General features: G+C 63.6%; 1 protein-coding gene. It reads left to right on the forward strand.

All coding sequences use genetic code 11. From position 1 onward, the window contains the following. Positions 1-1,840 (forward strand): beta strand repeat-containing protein (locus tag AC3WJW_RS06570; protein ID WP_493725525.1); only part of this gene is annotated, 1,840 nt, incomplete at both ends.

Consider the following 1,840-nt stretch of genomic DNA (forward strand, 5'->3'; position numbering starts at 1 on the left):
CCTCGACCCTGAACATCAGCGTCACCCCAGTTGACGACAGCTTCACCGACCTCAGCGAAAGCGTGACCACCACTGAAGATGCCCCGGTGACCGGCAGCGTCCTTACCGGTACCTCGAGTGTCGACGGCCCGGTCAGCGTGGTGAACTTCACCATCGGTGATACCACCTACGCCGCTGGCAGCACCGCGACCATCGCCAATGTCGGCACCCTGGTGATCGGGGCCGACGGCGCCTACACCTTTACCCCGGATGCCAACTACAACGGCACGGTGCCCACCGTCAGCTACACCGTCACCGACGGCTCTGGAAGCAATGTCACCTCGACCCTGAACATCAGCGTCACCCCAGTTGACGACAGCTTCACCGACCTCAGCGAAAGCGTGACCACCACTGAAGACACCGCCATCACCGGCAGCGTCCTAACCGGCACTTCGAGCGTCGACGGTCCGGTCAGCGTGGTTAATTTCACCATCGACGGCGTTCCTGGCACCTTCACCGCCGGCCAGACGGCGACCATCGCCAACGTCGGCACCCTGGTCATCGGCGCCAACGGCGCCTACACCTTCACGCCTGCCGAAAATTACAACGGCAGCGTGCCAACGGTGAGCTACACCGTCACTGACGGTTCGGGCAGCAATGTCACCTCGTCCTTGAACATCAGCGTCACCCCGGTCGATGACAGCTTCACCGACCTCAGCGAAAGCGTGACCACCAGCGAAGACACCGCCATCAGCGGCAGCGTTCTCACCGGCACCTCGAGCGTCGATGGCCCGGTCAGCGTACTCAACTTCACCATTGGTGAAACCACCTACGCCGCCGGCAGCACCGCGACCATCGCCAACGTCGGCACCCTGGTGATCGGCGCCAACGGCGCCTACACCTTTACCCCGGACGCCAATTACAACGGCAGCGTGCCGACCGTGAGTTACACCGTGACCGATGGTTCGGGCACGGACGTCACTTCGACCCTGACCATCAGCGTCACCCCGGTCGATGACAGCTTCACCGACATCGGCGAGACGGTCTCCACCCAGGAAGACACTGCCGTCAGCGGCAGCGTCCTCACCGGCACGAGCAGCGTCGACGGCCCGGTCAGCGTGGTCAACTTCACCATCGGTGATACCACCTACGTCGCCGGCCAGACGGCGACCATCGCCAACGTCGGCACCCTGGTGATCGGCGCCAACGGCGCCTACACCTTCACGCCTGCCGAAAATTACAACGGCAGCGTGCCAACCGTGAGCTACACCGTCACCGACGGTTCCGGCAGCAACGTCACCTCGACTCTGACCATCAACGTCACCCCGGTCGACGACAGCTTTACCGACATCAGCGAAAGCGTGACCACCGCCGAAGACACGGCCGTGACCGGCAGCGTCCTCACTGGCACGAGCAGCGTCGACGGTCCGGTCAGCGTGGTGAATTTCACCATCGACGGCGTTCCTGGCACCTTCACAGCGGGCCAGACGGCGACCATCGCCAATGTCGGCACCCTGGTCATCGGGGCCAATGGCGCCTACACCTTCACCCCGGACGCCAATTACAACGGCACGGTACCCACGGTGAGCTACACCGTCACCGACGGCTCTGGAAGCAATGTCACCTCGACCCTGAACATCAACGTCACCCCGGTCGACGACAGCTTCACCGACGCGAGCGAGCGCGTGACCACCGCTGAAGACACGGCCGTGACCGGCAGCGTGTTGACGGGGACCTCTAGTGTCGACGGTCCAGTCAGCGTGGTGAACTTCACCATTGACGGTGTTCCTGGGACTTTCAACGCCGGCCAGACGGCGACCATCGCCAACGTCGGCACCCTGGTGATCGGGGCCAATGGCGC

This window comes from Pseudomonas sp. GW821-FHT07G06 (genome assembly GCF_058986625.1).